Below are 17,927 nucleotides of genomic sequence, written 5' to 3'. Positions count from 1 at the left end.
TTCCATTTATCAACAATGGAAAGGCGTTTTTTGGTTCATCTGGTATTTTATGACGTAATTAATAGGTTATTTGATAATGATAGTGTATGAATGGCAATCTATATAAATGTTTATATCTTTTATACATGTACATTATCACCTTCAAACTTTCACTCATATTACTTTGGAAATTTATTATAAAATAGAAGTATGGATGTATTTCTGAAATGATACATTATTAAATAGATGAGAAAGTAAAAGTTTTGAGCCAAGTACGCAATTTAATATTATAAGTTGCATATAAAAACCCCTGTTGAACTTTAGTATATTCAACAGGGGTAAAACTTGTTGTTATTTATTTGATTTAGCAGCGATACGTTTATATCTTAAGTACATAAATGCTAAAAGTATAAACCAAATCGGAATAAAATAAATTGCACGTCTTGTATCAACATTAATAAATAATAACCCGAACACAAAAATGAAGAATACAAATATTAAGTAGCCCATATATTTACCACCTAATAGTTTGTACGTAGCATTTTTATGTAGATCTGGGTTTTTACGACTATAATTGATATATGCAATGATAATCAGACCCCATACAACTAAAAATAACACTGTAGAGATGGTAGTCACATACGTAAATACTTTTGTCGCATCTGGGAAAATATAGTTTAGTAATGCTGCCACAAGTAATAATGCTGATGAAGCAAAGATTGCAACATGTGGAACGCCATATTTATTCGTCTTAGAAAAGTTCGGAGGTGCTTGTTGTTGACTTGATAAACCGAAAAGCATACGGCTATTTGAGAATATACCACTGTTACATGATGAAGCAGCAGCGGTTAATACTACAAAATTAATCAAGCCCGCAGCAAACGGAATTCCGATCAATGCGAATAATTTTACGAATGGACTGTTATCAGGATCAACTTGCTGCCAAGGGATAATAGACATGATAACCGCTAACGCACCAACGTAAAATATTAAAATTCTAATGGGTACACTGTTAATTGCCTTTGGAATTGTTTTAACTGGATCTTTTGTTTCCCCAGCTGTAACACCAATCATTTCAATTCCTACAAATGAGAATAATGCCATTTGGAAAGACATAAAGAATCCAGAAGCACCTTTAGCGAATATGCCGTGTTCATATAAATTTGTGAAACTGGCATGCCCGAATTGAGTTTTAAATGCAAATAGAATCATGACGAAACCAACTACTATTAAACCAATAATTGTCGCTATTTTAATGATAGAGAACCAAAATTCTAATTCTCCGAAAAGTCTTGCGCTAAGTAGGTTGAATGACATTAATAACAGTACACAAAATAGTGCACTTATCCAGTTTGGAATTTCTGGGAACCAAAAGCTAACATATTTTGCCACAGCCGTTACTTCAGCCATACCTGTAATAATCCAACAGAACCAGTATGTCCATCCGGTAACAAATCCTGCAAAAGGCCCAATATATGTATTGGTTACATCTGCGAAAGATTTAAATTCAGTATTCTGTATAATGATTTCTCCTAAACCTCGCATAAACATAAATAACATAAATCCTATAATGATGTATGTTAATAGAATTGAAGGGCCGGTTAATGCAATCGTTTGACCAGCACCTAAGAATAAGCCTGTACCAATTGCACCGCCAATTGCAATTAATTGTATGTGGCGATTGCTCAGTTCCCTTTGTAATTTTTCAGCCATAATACATCTCCCTTAAATATAGATATGTTTATTATGCACTTATATTGAGATATATACAATTATTTTCGGTAAAAATGTGTAAAATTCCATGTTAATATACTTTGGTTTTTATAATCATATATAATAACCAATTGAAAATTTAATTCTATTGTAAAATTCATGGATTATTCACATCTTGAAAAAGCTTTAATGGTGCTATTTGTGGCTATTCTGTGACATTTACATAGATTTACAAAAAAATTGTTGCACATATAATGCCAGTTTTTATATTTCACAAACGAAATGCGTTTAGCTATAATATTAGTTGAAAGCCATTTCATAAAGAAACAGTAAAGGGGAAATTTATCATGGCAGAATTACAAAGAGGTTTAGAAGGGGTTATCGCAGCGGAGACTAAAATAAGTTCAATTATTGAAAGTCAATTGACTTATGCCGGCTATGATATTGATGATCTAGCTGAAAATGCGCAATTTGAAGAAGTTATTTTCCTATTATGGAACTATAGATTGCCAAACGAAGAAGAGCTTGCTCATCTAAAAGGGAAATTAAATCAATACATGACATTAAATCCTCGTGTGTATACACATTTTGAGGAGTATGTTACAGATCACGTGCATCCAATGACAGCATTACGTACGTCATTATCATATATTGCACATTTCGATCCTGATGCTGAAAATGAATCAGATGAAAATCGTTATGAAAGAGCAATGCGTATACAGGCTAAAGTAGCATCATTAGTTACAGCGTTTGCTCGAGTAAGACAAGATAAAGAACCACTTAAGCCTAATCCTGACTTAAGTTATGCGGCAAACTTCCTATATATGTTACGTGGGGAATTACCAACAGATATAGAAGTAGAAGCCTTCAATAAAGCACTTATTTTACACGCTGATCATGAGTTGAACGCATCTGCATTTACAGCACGTTGTGCGGTATCATCATTGTCAGATATGTACTCAGGTATTGTAGCAGCTGTAGGTTCTCTGAAAGGGCCATTACATGGTGGTGCAAACGAACAAGTTATGACGATGTTATCTGAGATTGGGTCAATTGAAAATGTTGATGCTTACTTAGATGAAAAATTTGCTAATAAAGATAAAGTAATGGGCTTTGGTCATCGTGTATATAAAGATGGTGATCCTAGAGCGAAATATTTAAGAGAAATGAGCCGTCAAATTACGAAAGACGCTGGTCGTGAAGAATTATTTGAAATGTCAGTGAAAATGGAAAAACGTATGGCAGAAGAAAAAGGATTAATTCCTAATGTTGATTTTTATAGTGCGAGTGTTTATCACTGTATGGAAATACCTCATGACTTATTCACGCCAATCTTTGCTGTAAGTCGTTCTGCAGGATGGATTGCTCATATTTTAGAACAATATAAAGATAATAGAATTATGCGTCCTAGAGCGAAATATATTGGCGAAACGAATCGTAAGTATATCCCGCTTGAAGAAAGAAAATAATCAATACAAATTAAAAATGAAGATGTAAAATTTGGAGGTAAAATAACTATGACTGCAGAAAAAATTACTCAAGGAACTGAAGGATTAAACGTACCTAATGAACCAATTATCCCATTTATTATCGGTGATGGAATTGGACCGGATATTTGGAAGGCAGCAAGCCGAGTTATAGATGCTGCTGTTGAGAAAGCCTATAATGGCGAAAAACGCATTGAATGGAAAGAAGTGCTAGCTGGCCAAAAAGCATTTGATACAACTGGTGAATGGTTACCTCAAGAAACACTTGATACAATTAAAGAATATTTAATTGCTGTTAAAGGACCTTTAACAACACCAATTGGTGGTGGTATTAGATCATTAAATGTGGCTTTACGCCAAGAATTAGATTTATTTACTTGCTTAAGACCGGTACGTTGGTTTAAAGGAGTACCATCACCTGTTAAACGTCCACAAGATGTTGATATGGTTATTTTCCGTGAAAATACTGAAGACATTTATGCTGGTATTGAATTTAAAGAAGGTACAACAGAAGTTAAAAAGGTAATTGACTTCTTACAAAACGAAATGGGTGCGACAAACATTCGATTCCCAGAAACTTCAGGTATTGGTATTAAACCAGTTTCTAAAGAAGGAACTGAGCGATTAGTTAGAGCAGCTATACAATATGCTATCGATAATAACCGTAAATCAGTTACTTTAGTTCATAAAGGTAATATTATGAAATTTACAGAAGGCTCATTTAAGCAGTGGGGTTACGATTTAGCATTATCTGAATTTGGTGATCAAGTATTCACTTGGCAACAATATGACGAAATTGTTGAAAATGAAGGCAGAGATGCTGCTAATGCTGCTCAAGAAAAAGCTGAAAAAGAAGGCAAGATTATCATTAAAGATTCTATTGCTGACATTTTCTTACAACAAATTTTAACTCGTCCAGCTGAGCATGATGTTGTAGCAACTATGAACTTGAATGGTGACTATATTTCAGATGCTTTAGCTGCACAAGTTGGTGGTATTGGTATTGCGCCAGGTGCAAACATTAATTATGAAACAGGTCATGCTATTTTTGAAGCAACACATGGTACAGCTCCAAAATATGCAGGTTTAAATAAAGTGAATCCATCTTCAGTAATTTTAAGTTCTGTATTAATGTTAGAACATTTAGGATGGCAAGAAGCGGCAGATAAGATTACAGATTCAATTGAAGATACAATTGCTTCAAAAGTTGTTACTTATGACTTTGCCCGTTTAATGGATGGTGCTGAAGAAGTTTCTACATCAGCATTTGCAGATGAATTGATTAAAAATTTAAAATAAGCAAAATAAAATTAGGTGAGTCTAGCAACTTTAATTGCTAGGTTCGCCTTTTTAAATGAATTGAAGTTGGCAACAGGATAGAAATAATAAAGAGTCACCAATGATTGATTATGTAGTGTTTATTACACATTAGACAAAGCGAATTTGTACATAAGCTTAGGAATAAATGAGTAAAACTCATGCATAGGTAGTGGGATAGAAATGATATTTTTACAAAATTTATTTCGTTGTCCCAGAGTAAGTCATGCAAATGATAGAAGGAAATATAAGAAGTATTTTATTTATATGTAAAGTAATGTAAAAAATGTGTAAAGATAATGTGTAGGATGTTATTTTTATAAATAGTTCGGTTATAATGTAAATATAATTATAAGTTAGGGAGGCATACCATGTCGCAAAAAGTGTTGGTAGTAGATGACGAACATTCAATCGTAACATTACTTAAATATAACTTAGAAACAGCTGGTTATGAAGTTGTTGTCGCATTTGATGGTGATGAGGCTTTAGAAAAGGTAGAAAGTGAACAGCCAGATTTAATTATTTTAGATGTTATGCTACCTAAAAAAGATGGCATTGACGTATGTAAGACTGTAAGAACAAATAAAAATTTAGTCCCTATATTAATGTTAACGGCGAAAAATGATGAGTTTGATCGGGTATTAGGTTTAGAATTAGGTGCCGATGACTATATGACTAAGCCTTTTTCACCTAGAGAAGTTGTTGCCCGTGTGAAAGCCATTTTAAGACGTTCTCAATTTGTAAAAGAAGTAGAAGAGATTGACGATGATATTACCATCGGATCGATACGTATTAGACCCGATTATTTTGAAGTATATAAGCATAATGAGTTATTGGAGCTAACACCGAAAGAATTTGAACTCTTGCTTTATTTGATAGAAAGACAAGGCAGAGTCATTACGAGAGAGCATATGTTAAATACGGTATGGAATTATGAATTTGCAGGAGACTCAAGAATTGTTGATGTACATATCAGTCATTTAAGAGATAAATTAGAAGATAATCCTAAGAAGCCACAACTTATTAAAACTGTGCGTGGCTTAGGCTATAAATTGGAAAGACCTAAAGAACAATGATGAAGTTTCACCACCGCTTAATGTTATTGATAAGCAGTATATTAATTATCAGTTTTGTTACATTAGGCATTATTATTCACGCTTCCATCACATATGTTTTATCAGAAAAACACGAACAAGCTCTAGCAACAGATGCAAGATCATATATTTATTTAGTCCAAGATAATGAGATTGATAAAGTTAAAGAAATTGTAAAACAGCAAAATATAGATTTATTGATAACTAAACATGATAAAAAGGTGTTTAGTAGTGGCAAACTGAAAGCTATCCCAAATAGTGATAGCTATATTCAAAAAAGGGACGTTTTTATTTTTAATAAGAAGGTTAACGGTTATCATGTATGGATTAAAGGTTACAATAACGATATTACAGAAATGCATTGGACGTTGTGGAAATATCTTATATTGACATGTTTAGTTGTACTCATTTGTCTGTATTTTGCAAGCCGTAGTTTTAAGCGTACATTAATCCGTCCCATTCAAGAAGTTACTTATGCAACACAATTGTTGGCAAATGGTTATTATCACATACGTGTACCTGAAAGTAATGTTGTAGAAACGAAAGCGCTTTTTGTGTCTACCAATGATTTAGCACGACGCCTTCAAAAGCTTAATAATGAGCAAAAAATTCAATCCAACCGTTTAAAAACAACGATTGAAAATATTCCAAGTGCTATTTTAATGATAGATCGAAATGGAAAAATCGTTGTTGCAAATAAAGCGTATTATGAACAGTTCAACATCTCGCATAATATTGAACAAGTAGGCTATCACGGCTATGTTAATACTGAAATTGAGCAATTAATTTTAGAAAGTTTTAAAGTTGAAAAACCTATTTATGAACAATTGGAAGTTGCAATAAACCAAGTCCATGCCAAGTACTTTGATATTTCATGCGTTCCGATTTTAACTAGGTCTCAAAAAAGTTTGCAAGGGATTTTAGTTGTGATGCATGATATAACAAATCTGAAACAACTTGAAAATCTAAGACGTGAATTTGTAGCAAATGTTTCACATGAATTAAAAACACCTATTACTTCAATTAAGGGGTTTGCTGAAACGCTTATTGATGGTGCAAAAAATGATGCGGAATCATTAGACATGTTTTTAAACATAATTTTAAAAGAATCAAATCGAATAGAATCTTTAGTAACAGATCTGTTAGATTTATCGCATATTGAGCAACATACAGAGTTAGATACAGACTATATGAATTTATCAGATTTAACGCGGCGTATTATTGATAATATGATGACTCAAGCCAATCAAAAAAATATTTCCATTCATACTGATATTGAAAAAGATGTCATTGTTAAAGCACAAGAAAGTAAAATTGCTCAAGTTATCACGAATTTGTTAACGAATGCAATTAACTATTCTTATGAAGATGGAGATATTAACGTTCGTGTGTATCGAGATGACTTTCGTGTCATTTTCGAAGTACAAGATTTTGGTATAGGTATTAAATTAGAAGACCAACAACGTATTTTTGAAAGATTTTATAGAGTAGATAAAGCACGAAGTAGAGATTCTGGTGGGACAGGTCTTGGATTATCAATTACAAAGCATATAGTAGAGGCCCACCAAGGCAATATTGAAGTGAATAGTCAAGTTGGCAAAGGCTCAACGTTCAAAGTTATTCTAAAAGATTATAAAGAATAAAAATTAAAGTGGTAACAGCGCGTGTATTTTTCACGAAGTTGTTGCTGCTTTTTTATTTCGTTCAAATCTCTATTGGTATTAAATTAGAGTTAATGAATTGGAATAAATTCGGTTGTCAATTTTGTCATTAGCATATATCGTTTTGTAAGTTATAAGTAATAGATTGTTGTGAATCAAGCAATTTTATAATATATTTATTATAATAAAGAAATTTTAGTAATGCGCTTAAAATAGATGCTTAATTAAAAAGTAATAAGTTTTATTTGAACGGAAATAAATCTTAATTTGAACACTTGAATACACAAGTGTAATCATTCGTCATAGAAAAAGACGAGGGGCGATTTAGATAAATTGTTGAAAGTAATATTAAATACCTTGTTTATCTAATTTGATTGAGGAAACATGCATAGGTGAAAATTAGAAATACATTAAAAATATTGAATTAATTTTTCGACCTACAAGTTGAGGAAAATTTAACTAGATTTGAGGATTAGCAAAGTGAAAACAATTCAATTACACAAGACAACTTTGATATTAATTGCGATATTATTGTTTTATACTTTTATGGGTATCTTACTACCAATCATGCACGATGATTTACAATGGTTTAGCAATTATAATACTGATATTTTAAAAGTAGGATTTGCATCACTTAATGGTCGCTATATCGGAAATATCTTTGAAATTATAGCTGTACATGTAAGCTGGTTACGTTGGCTTTCATATGGTCTCATTAGTATGGGCATCATTTGGATGATTATGCACATTACACGTTGTAAAGCGTGGACAAGCTATTATTTGTTAGCATTTTCTTTAATGTTAATTTTACCAAGTGCTATTTATGCAGATACATATGGCTGGTTTGCAGGATTTTATAATTATGCGACATCAACACTAATTTCACTCTTTATTATTTATTATTGTATTAATGCAATTATATATAAAGAAAAGCAGCCGGTAAGTGTTACTGTACTATTCTATGTTTTATGCTTCTTCGGTCAATTATTTATGGAGAATGTGACATTATTCCACTGTATCATTTTAATTTTAGCTTTTCTGTATGAATTTACTGCAAATCGAACACTTAATTATAAATTATTGTTTTCATTTATGATTGCTACTATAGGTACAATCATTATGTTTTCCAATCCAAATTATCGCAAAATTTTATTTGAAGGATCAGAATATCAACAAGTTTCAAATAATCAAGGTATCTTTTCAAAATTTGCAGAAATGATATCAACGTCACTTCCATATGGTGTCATTTTCAGTCAGATTATAATTTTAAGTATGATTGCAGCGCTTATTATTTATCTACTGCTTAGAAGTGATCGGTATGTACATTTAACAATATTAAAGCGTCGTATCATTATGATAGGATTTATCACTTTACCGCTTTATTATTTACTATTTTACAATCAGTTTTTATTAAATAAAAATACAGATATTGGATTGGTTGGTTTTGTGAACGTAATTGTATGTGGTTACTTTGCGTTTTCGATATTTGTAGGTATTTATTTGTCTATTAATGATCGTAAAACACAAATCACTTTATATTCCTTACTTATTGCAATATGTGTTTCGGCGTCGACACTAGTCATTGTTACTCCAATAGAACCAGGTAATTTTTTGATTGTTTATACGATACATGTAATCATTTTAATTATTTTATTAAAAGAATTTCGGAAATATAAGTCAATCAATGTTAATTTTATTAAAGGTGCATCACTAGTTTTAGCTGTGATATATCTTAGTGCATTTATTTATGTTCATTATGAACATGAAAAAAGAGTTCAGTTATTAAAACAACAAATTAAAGATCATCCACGACAAGAGGTTTATACAGTGGAATCATTGCCGTTTGAACATTATATGCATCATCCGTCACCAATCAATAAAAATTACCAAGAGTGGTTTAATAATTATGAAGAATTACCGAAAATGACCAAAGTTAAATATATTCCATTTGGTTCAGACGATTCATAACTTATTCTTACCTATAAAAATTTAAAATAGCAGCATAAAAATATTAAAAAGTAGACATAATCATGAAATGATAATGTGCATCTCAAAAGTTGGACTTTTAACCTGACTTTATGGAGTGCTCATCAAGAACAATCATGATTATGTCTTTTTTATTTTTTAGCTAAGTCTATATAGGCACTTGTTTTATTTGAAATTAGGTCGTGTATAAATACTCTATGAGATAGTTTCTTTAATTACGACATCACAGTCGAATATGCTAAAATATATATAAATTAGTTCTGGAGGTTAAAATTGTGAATAAATTAGTATTAATCGATGGTAATAGCTTAAGTTTTAGAGCTTTTTATGCATTACCTTTGTTATCAAACAAAGCAGGCATTCATACCAATGCAGTATATGGTTTTGCAATGTTACTAGAGAAGATTTTAAAAGAAGAAAAGCCAAATCATTTTTTAGTAGCGTTTGATGCAGGTAAAACAACTTTCAGACATGAAAAATATAGTGAATATAAAGGTGGACGCCAGAAAACGCCGCCTGAACTAAGTGAGCAATTTCCTTATATACGCCAATTATTAGATGCTTATCATATTAAACGTTATGAATTAGATAACTATGAGGCAGATGATATTATCGGAACTTTAAGTAAAGAAGCAGATAAAGCGGGCTTTCAGACAATTATTATAACGGGAGACCGAGATTTAACACAACTTGCAACGGATAATGTAACCATTTATTACACTAAAAAAGGTGTTACTGATGTTGATCATTATACACCTGACTTTATTGCGGAAAAATACAACGGGTTAACACCTAATCAAATTATTGATATGAAAGGATTAATGGGAGATACTTCTGATAATATACCAGGTGTTGCAGGTGTTGGAGAGAAAACAGCAATAAAATTGCTAAACCAATTTGACACAGTAGAAGGTGTCTATGAACATTTAGATGAAATTTCAGGTAAAAAGTTAAAAGAAAAACTTCAAAATAGCAAAGAAGATGCATTAATGAGTAAAGAATTAGCAACGATTAATGTAGATAGTCCGATTGAAGTAAAACTTGAAGATACGTTAATGACTCATCAAGATGAACAACAAGAAAAAATCGAATTGTTTAAGAAGTTAGAATTCAAACAATTGTTGTCTGACATTGATCAATCAGCAAGCGTTGAAGATGCAATAGAAAAGACATTTGAAATTGAAACGTCTTTTGATAATATTGATTTTACTTCATTGAAAGAAGCGGCCATCCATTTCGAATTAGACGGTGGTAACTATTTGCGAAATAATATTTTAAAATTCTCTTTATTTACAGGTGAGAAACATATTGTAATTAATGCGGATGACATAAATAATTATGCCGAACTAGTTTCATGGTTAGAAAATCCGAATACGAAAAAAGTCGTATATGATGCTAAAAAAACATATGTAGCATCACATAGATTGGGAATTGATATTCAAAATATTTCTTTCGATATTATGTTGGCCAGTTATATAATTGATCCATCTCGTACGATTAGTGATGTTCAATCAGTTGTTTCATTGTACGGTCAAAGTTTTGTGAAAGACGATGTAAGTATATATGGAAAAGGTAAGAAATTTAAGGTACCTGAAGATGATGTTTTAAATCCATATGTTGCTTCTATTACTGATGCAATTTACTTTGCGAAACCAAATATGGATAAACAATTAGAAGAATACAATCAGGTAGAACTCTTAGCTGATTTAGAGCTACCGCTAGCTAAGATTTTAAGTGAAATGGAAGAAATTGGTATATTTACAGATGTTCATGATTTAGAAGAAATGGAAAAAGAAATTCAAGAAAAATTAGACGTCTTGATTCGAAATATCCATGATGCAGCTGGTGAAGATTTTAATATAAATTCTCCTAAACAATTAGGTGTTGTATTGTTTGAGACATTACAATTACCTGTTATTAAAAAGACGAAAACAGGATATTCTACTGCTGTAGATGTCTTAGAGCAATTGCAAGGTGAACATCCTATCATTGATTATATTTTAGAATATCGTCAATTATCTAAGTTACAGTCTACTTATGTTGAAGGATTGCAAAAGGTAATTAGTGATGATCAACGTATCCATACACGTTTTAACCAAACTTTAGCGCAAACTGGACGTTTATCAAGTGTAGATCCTAATTTACAAAATATTCCGGTTAGACTTGAAGAAGGGCGTAAAATAAGAAAAGCCTTTAAACCAACTTCAAAAGATAGCGTTATATTATCAGCAGATTATTCTCAAATTGAATTGCGTGTATTAGCACACATTACACAAGATGAGAGTATGAAAGAAGCATTTATCAACGGCGATGATATTCATACAGCAACTGCTATGAAAGTATTTGGTGTAGAGGCTGATCAAGTCGATAGTTTAATGCGTCGTCAAGCAAAAGCGGTTAACTTTGGAATTGTTTATGGGATAAGTGATTATGGTTTAAGTCAAAGTTTAGGTATTACTCGTAAAAAAGCAAAAGCATTCATTGATGATTATTTAGCTAGTTTCCCAGGTGTGAAACAATATATGTCTGATATTGTAAAAGATGCCAAAGCTTTAGGTTACGTGGAAACATTGCTACATCGTCGACGCTATATTCCTGATATTACGAGTCGTAACTTTAATTTACGCGGCTTTGCTGAACGTACTGCTATGAATACGCCAATACAAGGCAGTGCTGCAGATATCATTAAACTGGCAATGGTTAAATTTGCACAAAAAATGAAAGAGACAACATATCAAGCTAAACTATTATTACAAGTACACGATGAATTAATTTTTGAAGTACCTAAGTCAGAAGTAGATTCATTTAGTGAATTTGTAGAAGAGATAATGGAAAATGCATTGCAATTAGATGTTCCATTAAAAGTAGACTCAAGTTATGGTGCAACTTGGTATGATGCAAAATAAAGTGAGGTTAATGGTATGCCCGAATTACCAGAAGTAGAACATGTAAAAAGAGGAATTGAACCCTACGTTATAAATCAAAAAATTGAACACGTTATATTTTCGGATAAAGTAATCGAAGGTAAAGCTCAAGGCAAGGAAACAATTATAAAAGGAATTGAATTAGATACTTTTAAAACTTTATCGGAAGGCTATACCATTACAAATGTAGAACGAAGAAGTAAATATATCGTTTTTCAGCTAGATAATAAACGAGAACAACGTACATTAATTAGTCATTTAGGTATGGCGGGTGGTTTTTTCATTGTAGATGAACTTGAAGATATTATGATACCTAATTATCGTAAGCATTGGCATGTTATTTTTGAGTTGTCAAATGACAAAAAGTTAATTTATTCAGATATACGTCGTTTTGGAGAAATTAGAAATGTTGCGTCTGTAGCATCTTATCCTTCATTTTTAGAAATAGCGCCTGAACCTTTTACAAATGAAGCATTGACGTATTATTTAAATCGAATTCATCAACAGTCTAATAAGAATAAACCAATCAAACAAGTGATTTTGGATCATAAAGTAATCGCAGGTTGCGGAAATATTTACGCATGTGAAGCGTTGTTTCGTGCAGGTGTTTTACCAGATAAAAAAGTAAAAGACTTAACACACCAACAACAAGAAATGGTTTTTTATTATGTTAGAGAAGTACTAGAAGAAGGTATTAAGCATGGCGGTACAAGTATTTCAGATTATCGTCATGCTGATGGAAAAACTGGTGAGATGCAATTGCATCTTAATGTATATAAGCAGCCGGTATGCAAAGTGTGTGGAAGTCAAATTGAAACAAAAATCATCGCGACAAGAAATAGTCATTATTGTCCAGTATGTCAAAAATAAAGAAAGAGTGAAATTATGCCGAAAGTTATTGGTCTAACAGGTGGAATCGCCTCAGGAAAATCAACAGTATCAGAACTCTTATCCGTATTCGGTTTTAAAGTAGTAGATGCTGATAAAGCAGCCAGGGAAGCTGTTAAAAAGGGGAGTAAAGGTTTAGCTCAAGTACGAGAAGTCTTTGGTGATGAAGCAATTGATGAAAATGGTGAGATGAATCGTCGTTATATGGGTGATTTAGTGTTTAACCATCCAGAAAAACGCTTAGAATTAAATGCTATCATACATCCTATCGTGCGAGATATTATGGAAGAAGAAAAGCAAGAATATTTAAAACAAGGATATAATGTAATCATGGATATTCCATTATTATTTGAAAATGAATTGGAAAATACAGTAGACGAAGTGTGGGTTGTATACACTTCTGAAAGTATACAAATGGATCGTTTAATGCAACGTAATAATCTGTCATTAGAAGATGCGAAAGCACGTGTCTATAGCCAAATTTCTATTGATAAAAAAAGCCGAATGGCCGATCATGTTATCGATAATTTAGGGGATAAACTTGAATTAAAACAAAACCTTGAGAGATTGTTAGAAGAAGAAGGTTATATTGAAAAGCCGAATTACGGAGAAGAAGATTAATATTACACTATAAATAAGTCATTACTTTACGTACGCGTTGATGTATGTAAGTAATGACTATTTTTTATAAAAAAGATAAATAAATCAACGGAAAACGCTTTCAAAATTCATATAATATGCTATACTAATTCCATAAAGTATAACACATAAAAATCAAGGGGTGCTTTTAATGTCAACGAATATTGCAATTAATGGTATGGGTAGAATTGGAAGAATGGTATTACGTATTGCATTACAAAATAAAAATTTAAATGTAGTAGCGATAAATGCTAGTTATCCACCCGAAACAATTGCACATTTAATCAATTACGATACAACACATGGAAAATATAATCTAAAAGTTGAACCGATTGAAAATGGATTGCAAGTTGGTGATCATAAAATTAAATTGGTTGCTGATCGCAATCCTGAAAACTTGCCATGGAAAGAATTAGATATCGATATTGCTATAGATGCAACTGGTAAATTTAATCATGGTGATAAAGCCATCGCACATATTAAAGCAGGTGCCAAAAAAGTATTGTTAACTGGTCCTTCAAAAGGTGGACATGTTCAAATGGTAGTTAAAGGCGTAAATGATAACCAATTAGATATAGAAGCATTTGACATTTTTAGTAATGCTTCATGTACTACTAATTGCATTGGTCCAGTTGCAAAAGTTTTAAATAATCAGTTTGGAATAGTTAATGGTTTAATGACTACTGTTCACGCTATTACAAATGACCAAAAAAATATTGATAATCCACATAAAGATTTAAGACGTGCACGTTCATGTAATGAAAGCATTATTCCTACTTCTACTGGTGCGGCGAAAGCTTTAAAAGAAGTATTACCAGAATTAGAAGGTAAATTACACGGCATGGCATTACGTGTACCAACAAAGAATGTATCGCTCGTTGATTTAGTTGTTGATTTAGAAAAAGAAGTAACTGCAGAAGAAGTAAACCAAGCTTTTGAAAATGCAGGTTTAGAAGGTATCATAGAAGTCGAACATCAACCACTAGTGTCTGTTGATTTTAATACTAATCCAAATTCAGCTATTATTGATGCAAAATCAACAATGGTCATGTCAGGGAATAAAGTAAAAGTTATTGCTTGGTATGATAATGAATGGGGTTATTCAAATAGAGTTGTAGATGTTGCTGAGCAAATTGGAGCACTTTTGACATCAAAAGAAACTGTAAGTGCAAGTTAATACAATTAATTTATAGCCTAACTCTGACTTCGGAGTTAGGTTTTTTATTTTTTAATACAATAATATTGTCATGCAAATTACTTAATAAGTAACGATATAATGTTTTTTATTGTTTCATTATTTGGTTAAATGAATTAAATTGAGGGATTCTTTTTTCATCTCTAGATTTATAGTATAATTAGGCATAATCAAAATAAAGAGGGTGATGTAATGAAATGCCCGAAATGTAATTCTACACAATCTAAAGTTGTAGATTCAAGGCATGCCGATGAATTAAATGCCATTCGAAGACGAAGAGAATGTGAAAATTGTGGAACACGTTTCACTACATTTGAACATATCGAAGTTAGTCAGCTTATAGTTGTGAAAAAAGATGGCACAAGAGAGCAGTTTTCAAGAGAAAAAATACTTAATGGACTTGTGCGTTCTTGTGAGAAACGACCAGTTAGATATCAACAACTTGAAGACATAACAAACAAGGTTGAATGGCAATTACGAGATGAAGGTCATACGGAAGTGTCTTCACGAGATATAGGTGAACACGTTATGAACTTGTTAATGCATGTTGATCAAGTTTCATATGTTAGATTTGCATCAGTCTATAAAGAATTTAAAGATGTTGATCAATTGTTAGCATCGATGCAAGGGATTTTAAGCGAAAACAAACGGAGTGATGCTTAAATGGGACGACAAGCCTTCGAATTCGGCTTAAGACCAAAGGATCAATTCAAAGTTATGCAACACTTTGATTTAAATACGAATCATTTAGAGGTATTGAATCGACTGTATACACCGCTAATTGGAACGCAAGCAGTGGGTTTATATCATTTTATGACTCAATTCGTTAAAGACAGTCATAATGAAACATTGATTCTTTCTCATTATATTTTTATGAATGAACTTAAAATTAATTTACTAGAGTTTAGACAACAAATGGACTTACTTGAAGCGATTGGATTGTTAAAGGCGTTTGTCAAACATGATGAACAAGAAACACAATTTGTTTACCAATTAATTCAACCGCCTTCAGCACATTTATTTTTTAATGATCCAATGTTGTCAATCTTTTTATATAGTGAAGTCGAGCATCGTCGATTTCATGAGTTGAAGAAATACTTTGAGTATCAACAAATTGATTTGAGTGAATTTAAACAGGTAACAAGACAATTTACTGATGTTTTTAAAGTGCCGTCTACAAAAATAGATATCGATACAAGTGATATTCCGATTAATGAACCGTACCAAGGTATCGATTTATCAAATGAATCTTTTGACTTTGAAATGTTGAGACAAATGTTAGGTAAACATTTTATTAGTCAAGACATTGTTACCAAAGATGCAAAGCGTTTAATTACACAACTCGCGACTTTATATGGTTTAACAGCAGATGGCATGAAGCATGTTATTTTAAATTCAATTACAAGTGGACAACAGTTATCCTTTGAAGAAATGCGTAAACAAGCACGCTCGTATTATTTAATGGAACACGAAAATCAAATGCCTAAATTACAGGTGAAATCTCCTGCTACATCATCTTCGACGGGCAAATCTTCAGAAGTGAATCCAAAGCCACAAAGTGATGAATGGTTTGAGTTACTTGAACAAACGAGTCCAATTGATATGTTAGCTTCTTGGTCTGAATCAGAACCAACTATATCGCAAAAGACAATGGTTGAAGAATTAATTGAACGTGAAAAAATGTCTTTTGGCGTCATTAATATTTTGTTGCAATTTGTCATGTTAAAAGAAGATATGAAACTTCCTAAAGCGTATATTTTGGAAATAGCATCAAATTGGAAGAAAAAAGGTATTAAGACAGCTAAAGAAGCATATAATTACGCTAAAAAAGTTAATCAACCTAAAAATGAGGGTTCTAGCGGAAATTACCAAAAGCGTGGTTCATACTATGGGCAACGTAATCGTATTTCAAAAGAAAAAACACCTAAATGGTTAGAAAATAGAGATAAACCTAGTGAAGAAGATTCGGCTAAAGATAATAGCGTAGATGATCAACAATTAGAGCAAGATCGACAAGCATTTCTAGATAAATTATCTAAAAAATGGGAGGAGGACAGTCGATAATGAAGCAATTTAAAAGTATAATTAACACGTCGCAGGACTTTGAAAAAAGAATAGAAAAGATAAAAAAAGAAGTAATCAATGACCCAGATGTTAAGCAATTTTTGGAAGCGCATCGAGCTGAATTAACGAATGCTATGATTGATGAAGACTTAAATGTGTTACAAGAGTATAAAGATCAACAAAAACATTATGACGGTCATAAATTTGCTGATTGTCCAAATTTCGTAAAGGGGCATGTGCCTGAGTTATATGTTGATAATAACCGAATTAAAATACGCTATTTACAATGCCCATGTAAAATCAAGTACGACGAAGAACGCTTTGAAGCTGAGCTAATTACATCTCATCATATGCAACGAGATACTTTAAATGCCAAATTGAAAGATATTTATATGAATCATCGAGACCGTCTTGATGTAGCTATGGCAGCAGATGATATTTGTACAGCAATAACTAATGGGGAACAAGTGAAAGGCCTTTACCTTTATGGTCCATTTGGGACAGGTAAATCTTTTATTCTAGGTGCAATTGCGAATCAGCTCAAATCTAAGAAGGTACGTTCGACAATTATTTATTTACCGGAATTTATTAGAACATTAAAAGGTGGCTTTAAAGATGGTTCTTTTGAAAAGAAATTACATCGCGTAAGAGAAGCAAACATTTTAATGCTTGATGATATTGGGGCTGAAGAAGTGACTCCATGGGTGAGAGATGAGGTAATTGGACCTTTGCTACACTATCGAATGGTTCATGAATTACCAACATTCTTTAGTTCTAATTTTGACTATAGTGAATTGGAACATCATTTAGCGATGACTCGTGATGGTGAAGAGAAGACTAAAGCAGCACGTATTATTGAACGTGTCAAATCTTTGTCAACACCATACTTTTTATCAGGAGAAAATTTCAGAAACAATTGAATTTTAAAATGATTGGTGTATAATGAATACAAATCTAAATCGTTTAAATGATTGAAGACA

The 17,927-nt window shown here is 32.0% G+C and carries 13 protein-coding genes; 12 read left to right on the top strand and 1 reads right to left on the bottom strand.

Annotation, left to right across the window (positions count from 1 at the left end; genetic code table 11):
• Positions 1–330 precede the first annotated feature (330 nt).
• Positions 331–1,692 (bottom strand): amino acid permease, encoded by a 1,362-nt coding sequence (locus tag NSS86_RS07110; protein WP_000818525.1) that lies wholly within the window; start codon positions 1,690–1,692, stop codon positions 331–333.
• A gap of 347 nt (positions 1,693–2,039) precedes the next feature.
• Between NSS86_RS07110 and NSS86_RS07105 the strand changes: the two genes are divergently transcribed.
• The 12 genes from NSS86_RS07105 (at position 2,040) to dnaI (ending at position 17,867) form a co-directional block, all read left to right on the top strand.
• Positions 2,040–3,161, top strand: coding sequence for a citrate synthase (locus NSS86_RS07105; protein ID WP_000829167.1), 1,122 nt, complete (start codon positions 2,040–2,042; stop codon positions 3,159–3,161).
• 48 nt (positions 3,162–3,209) lie between these two features.
• Positions 3,210–4,478, top strand: a complete 1,269-nt coding sequence (icd, locus tag NSS86_RS07100) for an NADP-dependent isocitrate dehydrogenase (protein ID WP_000123165.1) — start codon at positions 3,210–3,212, stop codon at positions 4,476–4,478.
• Positions 4,479–4,867: 389 nt separating this feature from the next.
• Positions 4,868–5,572 (top strand): response regulator, encoded by a 705-nt coding sequence (locus tag NSS86_RS07095; RefSeq protein ID WP_000080028.1) that lies wholly within the window; start codon positions 4,868–4,870, stop codon positions 5,570–5,572.
• The gene (locus tag NSS86_RS07090) at positions 5,572–7,233 is read left to right on the top strand and encodes an ATP-binding protein (protein WP_015445861.1); all 1,662 of its coding nucleotides are present in this window, start codon (positions 5,572–5,574) and stop codon (positions 7,231–7,233) included. Before NSS86_RS07095 ends, NSS86_RS07090 begins: the two co-directional genes overlap by 1 nt.
• A gap of 498 nt (positions 7,234–7,731) precedes the next feature.
• On the top strand, positions 7,732–9,219 hold the full coding sequence (locus tag NSS86_RS07085) for a hypothetical protein (RefSeq protein ID WP_000849428.1): 1,488 nt from the start codon (positions 7,732–7,734) through the stop codon (positions 9,217–9,219).
• 293 nt (positions 9,220–9,512) lie between these two features.
• A complete protein-coding gene (polA, locus tag NSS86_RS07080; RefSeq protein ID WP_001038317.1) occupies positions 9,513–12,143 on the top strand; it encodes a DNA polymerase I in 2,631 nt (876 codons plus the stop codon).
• Positions 12,144–12,158: 15 nt separating this feature from the next.
• A complete protein-coding gene (mutM, locus tag NSS86_RS07075) occupies positions 12,159–13,031 on the top strand; it encodes a bifunctional DNA-formamidopyrimidine glycosylase/DNA-(apurinic or apyrimidinic site) lyase (protein WP_001114454.1) in 873 nt (290 codons plus the stop codon).
• A gap of 15 nt (positions 13,032–13,046) precedes the next feature.
• On the top strand, positions 13,047–13,670 hold the full coding sequence (gene coaE, locus NSS86_RS07070) for a dephospho-CoA kinase (protein ID WP_001127167.1): 624 nt from the start codon (positions 13,047–13,049) through the stop codon (positions 13,668–13,670).
• A gap of 169 nt (positions 13,671–13,839) precedes the next feature.
• Entirely contained in the window at positions 13,840–14,865 is a 1,026-nt protein-coding gene (gap, locus tag NSS86_RS07065) for a type I glyceraldehyde-3-phosphate dehydrogenase (protein WP_000106141.1), read from the top strand.
• A gap of 210 nt (positions 14,866–15,075) precedes the next feature.
• Positions 15,076–15,546: a transcriptional regulator NrdR gene (gene nrdR, locus NSS86_RS07060; protein WP_000650082.1), complete on the top strand. Its 471-nt coding sequence runs from the start codon at positions 15,076–15,078 to the stop codon at positions 15,544–15,546.
• Entirely contained in the window at positions 15,547–16,947 is a 1,401-nt protein-coding gene (locus NSS86_RS07055) for a replication initiation and membrane attachment family protein (RefSeq protein WP_000533479.1), read from the top strand.
• Entirely contained in the window at positions 16,947–17,867 is a 921-nt protein-coding gene (dnaI, locus tag NSS86_RS07050; RefSeq protein WP_000808621.1) for a primosomal protein DnaI, read from the top strand. The genes NSS86_RS07055 and dnaI overlap by 1 nt, the downstream gene beginning before the upstream one ends.
• Positions 17,868–17,927 lie beyond the last annotated feature (60 nt).

Source organism: Staphylococcus sp. FSL W8-0056, assembly GCF_037963075.1.
In the GTDB taxonomy this organism is placed as follows: Bacteria; Bacillota; Bacilli; order Staphylococcales; family Staphylococcaceae; genus Staphylococcus; species Staphylococcus aureus.
The sequence above is the reverse complement of the archived record's forward strand: the minus strand, read 5'-3'. Positions and strand labels throughout refer to the sequence as shown.

Excerpts from the sequence above, each read along its gene's own strand:
- NSS86_RS07095 (WP_000080028.1), top strand. The coding sequence starts at position 4,868 with ATGTCGCAAAAAGTGTTGGTAGTAGATGACGAACATTCAATCGTAACA.
- nrdR (WP_000650082.1), top strand. The coding sequence starts at position 15,076 with ATGAAATGCCCGAAATGTAATTCTACACAATCTAAAGTTGTAGATTCA.
- NSS86_RS07055 (WP_000533479.1), top strand. The coding sequence starts at position 15,547 with ATGGGACGACAAGCCTTCGAATTCGGCTTAAGACCAAAGGATCAATTC.
- NSS86_RS07105 (WP_000829167.1), top strand. The coding sequence starts at position 2,040 with ATGGCAGAATTACAAAGAGGTTTAGAAGGGGTTATCGCAGCGGAGACT.
- coaE (WP_001127167.1), top strand. The coding sequence starts at position 13,047 with ATGCCGAAAGTTATTGGTCTAACAGGTGGAATCGCCTCAGGAAAATCA.
- mutM (WP_001114454.1), top strand. The coding sequence starts at position 12,159 with ATGCCCGAATTACCAGAAGTAGAACATGTAAAAAGAGGAATTGAACCC.
- dnaI (WP_000808621.1), top strand. The coding sequence starts at position 16,947 with ATGAAGCAATTTAAAAGTATAATTAACACGTCGCAGGACTTTGAAAAA.
- icd (WP_000123165.1), top strand. The coding sequence starts at position 3,210 with ATGACTGCAGAAAAAATTACTCAAGGAACTGAAGGATTAAACGTACCT.
- NSS86_RS07090 (WP_015445861.1), top strand. The coding sequence starts at position 5,572 with ATGAAGTTTCACCACCGCTTAATGTTATTGATAAGCAGTATATTAATT.
- gap (WP_000106141.1), top strand. The coding sequence starts at position 13,840 with ATGTCAACGAATATTGCAATTAATGGTATGGGTAGAATTGGAAGAATG.
- NSS86_RS07110 (WP_000818525.1), bottom strand. The coding sequence starts at position 1,692 with ATGGCTGAAAAATTACAAAGGGAACTGAGCAATCGCCACATACAATTA.